General features: G+C 51.3%; 7 protein-coding genes. 5 read left to right on the top strand and 2 right to left on the bottom strand.

The genetic code is table 11. The features are described from left to right. Positions 1–167 precede the first annotated feature (167 nt). Positions 168–1,715 carry a methyl-accepting chemotaxis protein gene (locus tag ACO0LD_RS28620; protein ID WP_423012404.1) on the top strand — a complete coding sequence of 516 codons (1,548 nt, stop codon included), beginning with the start codon at positions 168–170 and terminating at the stop codon, positions 1,713–1,715. 320 nt (positions 1,716–2,035) lie between these two features. After that, positions 2,036–3,394 carry a tetratricopeptide repeat protein gene (locus tag ACO0LD_RS28615; RefSeq protein WP_423012402.1) on the top strand — a complete coding sequence of 453 codons (1,359 nt, stop codon included), beginning with the start codon at positions 2,036–2,038 and terminating at the stop codon, positions 3,392–3,394. Positions 3,395–3,431: 37 nt separating this feature from the next. Here the strand turns inward: ACO0LD_RS28615 and ACO0LD_RS28610 are convergent, their stop codons facing one another. Next, positions 3,432–3,803 carry a hypothetical protein gene (locus ACO0LD_RS28610; RefSeq protein WP_423012400.1) on the bottom strand — a complete coding sequence of 124 codons (372 nt, stop codon included), beginning with the start codon at positions 3,801–3,803 and terminating at the stop codon, positions 3,432–3,434. Between the two features lie 274 nt (positions 3,804–4,077). On the opposite strand from ACO0LD_RS28610, the gene ACO0LD_RS28605 reads away from it, so the two are divergent. Next, positions 4,078–4,470 (top strand): immunity 22 family protein, encoded by a 393-nt coding sequence (locus ACO0LD_RS28605; protein ID WP_423012398.1) that lies wholly within the window; start codon positions 4,078–4,080, stop codon positions 4,468–4,470. A 282-nt stretch (positions 4,471–4,752) separates the two neighbouring features. Here ACO0LD_RS28605 and ACO0LD_RS28600 read toward each other — a convergent pair whose 3' ends face one another. After that, on the bottom strand, positions 4,753–5,841 hold the full coding sequence (locus ACO0LD_RS28600; protein WP_423012396.1) for an AraC family transcriptional regulator ligand-binding domain-containing protein: 1,089 nt from the start codon (positions 5,839–5,841) through the stop codon (positions 4,753–4,755). 234 nt (positions 5,842–6,075) lie between these two features. Between ACO0LD_RS28600 and ACO0LD_RS28595 the strand changes: the two genes are divergently transcribed. Together ACO0LD_RS28595 and ACO0LD_RS28590 are read left to right on the top strand one after the other, a co-directional pair. Then, positions 6,076–6,882, top strand: coding sequence for an SDR family NAD(P)-dependent oxidoreductase (locus ACO0LD_RS28595; RefSeq protein ID WP_423012394.1), 807 nt, complete (start codon positions 6,076–6,078; stop codon positions 6,880–6,882). Between the two features lie 30 nt (positions 6,883–6,912). Then, entirely contained in the window at positions 6,913–7,260 is a 348-nt protein-coding gene (locus tag ACO0LD_RS28590; RefSeq protein WP_423012392.1) for a YciI family protein, read from the top strand. Positions 7,261–7,319 lie beyond the last annotated feature (59 nt).

Raw genomic sequence — 7,319 nt, 5'->3', positions numbered from 1 at the left:
CTGATACAGATGGGGGAGATGTTCCCCAATTTATGAAGATCATCATGTTCCTGCAACGCATTTCATGCTTTTGCCTGAACATGATTTTGAAATTGAAGAAAATTAGAACTTAATCAGACATTCCCTAGAATTTGCCTGCCAAAAACGGGCAAGATAATGGAGTCAGCATGAAATTCTCGTCCAAGATCGTCCTCTGTTCTGCCATCCCTGCTGTCTTGTTTGCCGTCGGCCTGGCTACCTCCATCACCTCGTTGATGTCTACCCGCAGCCAGTTTGACAACTATATTTCAACTGAACAGGCGCTGGAACGCAGTATCTCCGAGATGTATGCCCAGGGTTTGCAGATGGGGCAGGCGCTCAGGAATGTGGTGCTCGACCCATCCAACAAAAAAGGCGTGGACAATTTCCTGGCAGCGCAAGTGGCCTATGACAAAGCCTTTGACGAGGCCAGGAAAATATCCGCCAGCAATAACACCACCCAAAGCCTGGCAGAACTGCCCAAGCTGCGCGCCGTCCATGCGCAGACACAAGAAAAAATCGTCACCATCCTCAAAGACAAAGGCGACGCCGCGCCAGTGCTGAATGCTGAAGAAACCCCGGCCTGGCGCAATCTGCGCACCGAATTATTAAAGCAGCGTGATGAAGCGGGTAAACGCTCGGCGCAAGAACATGCCAACGTCAACAGCAAGGTCAGCTTCACGGTCACCCTCTCGCTGATCCTGGCCATACTGGCCAGCCTGGTAGCGGTATTCTTGACCTTCTATTGCCAAAAGACCTTGCATAAGGAACTGGGTGGTGACCCATCTCAAGCCAGAGATGCCTTGTCGAATATCGCCAAGGGCAATCTGGCGCAAAGCATAGACAATAATGCCGGTGACGACAGCCTCATGGGTGTGCTGCAAGAGATGCAGGCCTCACTCGAATCGCTGGTCAATGGCGTACGCGGCTCGGCCAGCGGCATTGCCCAGGCCACCAATGAAATTGCCTCTGGCAGCATGGACCTGAGCAACCGCACAGAAAGCCAGGCCAGCTCGCTGGAAGAAACCTCGGCTGCCATGGAAGAACTCAATTCCACCGTCAACCACAATGCCGACAGCGCCAAGATGGCCAACCAGCTGGCCGCACAGGCATCCGCAGTCGCCAGCCGTGGTGGCGAAGTGGTCGAGCAAGTGGTGGGCACCATGCGCGGCATTAATGAATCATCCAAAAAAATCCAGGACATCATCGGCGTCATTGATGGCATTGCCTTCCAGACCAATATCCTGGCTTTGAATGCCGCCGTAGAAGCCGCCCGCGCCGGTGAACAGGGCCGTGGTTTTGCTGTGGTCGCCAGCGAAGTGCGCTCACTGGCAGGCCGCAGCGCCGAAGCCGCCAAAGAAATCAAGGCCCTGATAGGCAGCAGCGTAGAGGCCGTGGGCAAAGGCACGCAACAAGTCGACCTGGCAGGCAGCACCATGGCAGAAGTGGTCAGCTCTATCCGCAAGGTCAGCGAAATCGTCGCCCAGATCAGCGCATCCAGTGCCGAGCAATCGACAGGTGTAGGCCAGGTCGGCCAGGCCGTCACCCTGATGGACCAGACCACCCAGCAAAACGCCGCCCTGGTAGAACAAATGGCCGCCGCCGCATCCAGCCTCAATGACCAGTCGGGTGAATTGATGAATGCCGTGTCGGTGTTCAGGACCAGGCAGAGTGGCGGGGCTGTGCGGGTGAGGTGATGACATTTATGCGGTCAGCCGCAGATGAAGTGAACGAAATAAGAGAATGAGATAAGAGAACGAAATAAGAGAACGAGGATGAAGAGAGAAATATGCTGAGGAAAAATTTGCTGCGATTGCGTCAGGTCATGCTTGTAGGCGCACTCTTGTTGGTTAGTCATGCGATTGCAGCAGACAATGTCGAATGGCAGGCGTTGAGGCTGGAAGCAATTAGTTTGTTCAAACAAGGCCAGGTTGAGCAGGCCAGCCTCAAGCTGGAGCGGGCACTACCCCTGGCAGAAAAGTTTGCACCGTCTGACCAGGCAAGTATTGCCCTGATATTGCGCGACCTGGCATATATATATGCCAGCCAGAGGAAATATGCACTTGCAGAGCCGCTTTATGCACGATGCCTGCAGATACAGGAAAAAAATCTTAAGCCGCAAGACATAGAAATCGTGCGGACGGTCTCCATGCAGGCCTACACTTATCACGCGTTGAAAAAATATCGGCAAGAAGAACAGAACTATATTCGCAATCTGGCGGCGATGGAACAAATCCAGGGCATGCCTCCGGTTGAATTTGTGATCGTTATGGCTAATCTTGGAAATGTTCAGCGTAGTCTGGATCAATATCAAAAAGCACAAGAGTCCTACCAGCGATCCGTCAGCATGGGGGAGAAATCTCTGGATAAAGATCATCCAGATCTAATCAACAGTATTCATGGTTTGGCCACGCTATACGTGGACAGCAACCAGTATGCCAAGGCAGAGCCTTTATTCGTTCATGTGTTGGCGACACGCGAGAAAAACCTGGGACCTGATCACGGACAAGTGGCAGAAGCCATGGAGTCGCTGGCCCTGCTGTATAAATTGGAATCAAAGTTAACAGAGTCGGAAACCCTGTGGAAAAGGGCGCTGGCTATCAATGAAAAATTGTATGGGCCCGATCACCTTAAGATTGCGAAGACCATTCATGGCCTTTCCCAGGTTTACATGGAGCAGGCAAAATACACTGAGACAGAATCCATTTTGCAACGTGCGCTTGCTATCAGGGAAAAAAATCTTGAGCCCGACCATCCCGACATAGACCAGATACTGAATAGTTTTTCAGTTCTGTATTCCACTCAAAAACGTTATGCAGAAGCACTGCCTTATGCCACGCGCACCTTGCACATATGGGAAAAAACAGCAGATTCCTCTCCGCTTCTGGTGGCCAATGCACTCAATAATCTTTCCGCCATTTACATATCACAGGGTAAGCTCAATGAAGCTGAAGATGCCCTGAAGCGCTCGCTGGTCATTAGAGAAAAAATCTATGGTGCGAATGGCTCAGAGGTAGCCCAGAGCTTGAACAACCTCTCAGCTTTCTATATACAGCAAAAGCGCTACAAAGAGGCTGGAATCAATTCCAGGCGGGCATTGCAACTATGGGAGAAAACATTAGGCCCCGATCACCCCTCGGTAGCCGTTGTACTTGGCAATCTGGCGACTTGCTACACTGAACAAAACATGTTCCTTGAGGCAGAGCCCCTGTACAAAAGAGCCTTGTCAATTCGTGAAAAAGCACTAGGACCAAATCATCCTGAGGTAGCAGTCAACCTTAATAGCATGGCGGAGCTATATAAAAAAATGGGCAGGTTACAAGAATCTGCCATGCTGGCAGACCGTGCTGCTTCGATCGCAGCGATACAGCGCTGATGTTGACGGGAGCCAATGTTATTCGCGCCCTGGCTGGCTAAATCACCAGCATGGCAAGCAAGGCTGGCAGGCATGAGAAGCATCCCAGCATAATCCCTGCCCGCGTACGTGGACTGGCCGCCGTAGCCCGCCTGCCCAGCAGGATCAGACGGGTGATAGCGCCAGCAATCAAAGCTATGCACACCAAAGCAAGACCACACAACAGTATGGCCTCCCCGAATGACGACGCATTGTCGTCTGGATTATTCACCTCTCTGAAAAGATAGATGATGATGGCGATGATAGGCAAGCCAAGGACAAGGGCTGCGATGACCAGTGCCCTCCGGTTCGGCATAGATACCATGATGAGGAAGGGTATTGCATACAAGGGCAAACACACATAGAAAAAGAAGCTCAGGAAAGATGTCATGCTTGATCTGGAAAATAATAGCAGTCCACCAGATCAAGCCCCATGCAGACCCGCGCCGCTATTGAGTGTGCAGCATGTCATGCCTGGGTGAAGGGAGTATGTGGTGGGTGTGAAGTGAGGAAATATCTCTGGTCGATGCATTCTTTAAATGCCTCAACAAGAAATTCCCTTATTGCAGATGCAGACTGCATGCGTTCTCTTTTAAGACTAAAAATACCTGTCTATGCTCACGGCGCATGATTAACGCAATTCAAACGAGAAAGTAATTTTTTTAATGGCCATCAACGACTATTCAGACGAAGAAGACTATTACGAACAAGGCTTTGGCAAAGACGGTGTCGTTTCTATCTGGGCAGGTCTTGAGGGCGCGGACGAGAGGCAAGCAGACGTATTGCAAGACTTGTGCGGCGTAGGTTATTACAATCTTGACGATCAGGAAGCTAATTGTTTTGACTTCCGCCTCGTGGACTTGCGTTTGCTGCTGCAAGACATGTCCTATTCCATTTCATTTATTGAGCAAGCATGCGCAGCCGCTACCCACTTGGGAATACATCAAGCAAAGTGGATTACTGTCCAATATGACTTTGATTATCAGCCAACCAAGGTGCGTAGAGCCATCGAGTCAGATCCTGTATTTTTGGGTGTTTTCTCTTATGTCGTCAAGTGATTACAGCTACACCATGCAAGGCATTGTGTTGTGGCGCCTCTAAGGTGCGCCGTGCGCACCATTGCATTAGCTTGCCTATTGTGACCTCCGCAGGACGGTGCGCACGGCGCACCCTACGAAAATTAATCCGCGCGTAGGTGCGATTAGCTTTGCGTAATCGCACGTTTGAATTGCCGTATCCGATAAAAACATCTACGCTGTATACAACATGTGCGTGCGGCGCATTGCAATGCGCCCTACGATTATCCTTTTACTGTGATCGCCGTCAGCATTGGGATTGCATTATTCCCGCAAGTCAGCCAACGGTAAGCGCTGGGTTCGCCTGATTTCTGAGCGCACCGTTTGCGGTGTCTTGCCGGTCCACGCCTGAAATGCGCGGGCGAAGGAATTGGAATCTTCAAAGCCCAGCAAAAACGATATCTCTGCACCTGACATTTCTGTGTTGCGCAGGTAATGGTGCGCCAGCGAATCGCGCAAGCTGTCCAGTGTCTGTTGAAACGTGGTTCCCTCGTCCTGCAACCTGCGCTGTAGCGTGCGGGTGCTGACGGCGAGCTTTCGGCTGACCTGCTGCATGGACACCTCTCCTGCTGGCAGGGTCTCAAGCAAGATGCTGCGCACGCGTTCGACCATGCCTGCCGTTTTGTCCAGGTCGGCCAGCCGCTGTCGCAAAGACGGTTCAAAGAAAGTCCACATCTTGTGGTTTTCTGTCAGGAAGGGGCGCTCTACATCTGCTGCAGCGAACACCAGCGTCGCCAGCGGCGAGCTGGTCACAGTGATGCCGAAGTAAGACTGGTAGATCAGCGATTCCGCTTCATCGCCAGGCGGCGATGGCCAGCTCACTCGCAAGGGTTGCACCGGGCTGCGCGTTGCCAGCCGCACCAGTTGCACAAAGAAAACCAGCTTGAAAGCCAGAAAGACGTCTGGTGGCGCTATTGTGGAATCCATGAAATCAATCACCACCGTGGTGTGCTCGCTCGTGCGTTCTATCCTGATCACCATGGGGGCAATCAACTTGACGTACTTGGCAATGCGGTCTAGCGCGCCTGCCATGTTGGCACTGCACAGAGCGGCAAAAAGTTCAGGATCGAACCAGTCAGAAGACATCACCTGCGCGATGCGCAATGGTGCTGGCAAGCCCGGGTCCAGGGACCTGGCCTCTGCTTCGATAGCCTCCCAGAGCCTGAAGAAGTTTGCCGGGTCCAGGCGCACGTTTTGGCGGGCAAACAAGTCACCTGGTAACTGCGCGCGACGCAATACGGGGGACGTTGCCAGCCCCGCATCTTGCATTAATAAACGCCAGCCTGGCCATACCGCATATTCCAGAATGGGGCTGCGCCGGTTACTCAATGAAGATTTGTTTTCTTGATCCATAGTCCCAGTTTATATCGCAGATCATGCCACCGCAATAGCCGATAGCGCCAAATGCCCACGCTCATCCTGGCGCGTTTGGCGTTAAGTTGGCGTGTTCCGCGAGTGTCAATTGCTGGCATTGCAGGCAAAGTACAGACTATTCCTTATGTCGTAGCTTATATGTCATATCGTCTATGAACATTGAGATATTTCTTAGTCGTGCTTTCTTACAATTTTCCTGGTAATGGTCATCAAATGAAAAAGACAATTTTAATTACAGGCGCATCTTCAGGTTTTGGATTGATGCTCGCCAACAAACTTCATCAGCAAGGTTTTAATGTCATAGGCACCAGCCGTGAACCAGAAAAATACGCGGGCAAAGTGCCGTTCAAATTATTGCGCCTGGATATTGAAGATGATCAATCCATCCATGCGTTCACTGATGAGTTGTTTCAACACACCAGACAGCTGGATGTGTTGGTCAACAATGCGGGTTATATGGTCACGGGCCTGGCTGAAGAAACATCCCTTGAGCTGGGTCGCCAACAGTTTGAAACCAATTTCTGGGGCACGGTTAAGGTGACAAATGCCTTGCTGCCGTATTTCAGGGCGCAAAAGCACGGGCAAATTATCACCGTCAGTTCTATCGTCGGCTTGATCGGCCCACCTAACCTGTCCTATTACACGGCGTCCAAACATGCCGTCCAGGGCTACTTCAAATCGCTGCGTTTTGAGTTGAATCAATTCAATATCAAAGTCAGCATGGTGGAACCAGTCTGGTTTAAAACCGGCCTCGCGCAACATGCCGTAACTGCGGGTACTGGTCACATCACGGATTACAACAGCTACCGCAAGCAGGCCAACGCAGCGACGCAAAAAGGCATAGACGAAGCAGAAGCGCCTGATGCAGTTGTAAATGCCATCACCAGACTGATAGATACGAAAGAACCCAAGTTCAGCAATCCCGTTGGAAAGATGACCGGCATGATACTTTTCCTGCAAAGCTACGCACCGAAAATGTTTGAAAGCTCGATTCTGAAAAGCGTCAGCACGGCCACATAAAGCAAGCCCTGCAAAGAGCATGCAGGATAAATGCTGACTGTAGATGAAGTGAAAAATTTAGCTATTAATGAGGACCTGATCATGAAGTACTACCTGTGCAAATTTATACCGCCACGTGCGGATTTCCTCGCGACCATGACTGCGGATGAAACTGTATGGATGAAGCAGCATGGCGCTTACTTGAATAAGCTTCTCGATGAGGGCCTCATTGTTGCCCACGGCCCGGTGATGGACCCCTCTGGCGGCTATGGCGTGTCGCTCTACCAGATTGCTGATGAGCAGGATATCTCTGCACTCACAGCAGAGGACCCCATTATCAAGAACGGCGTTGGTCACTATGAGCACCACCCCATGCTCCATATAAAAGCGCGCGGCTGATGGTTGACATGACTGAGCTGACATGACTGAGCGCTATTTAACTCTACTTAAATTCACGA

This window comes from Undibacterium sp. Ji83W (genome assembly GCF_049340385.1).
GTDB lineage: Bacteria > Pseudomonadota > Gammaproteobacteria > Burkholderiales > Burkholderiaceae_D > Undibacterium.
The sequence above is the reverse complement of the archived record's forward strand: the minus strand, read 5'-3'. Positions and strand labels throughout refer to the sequence as shown.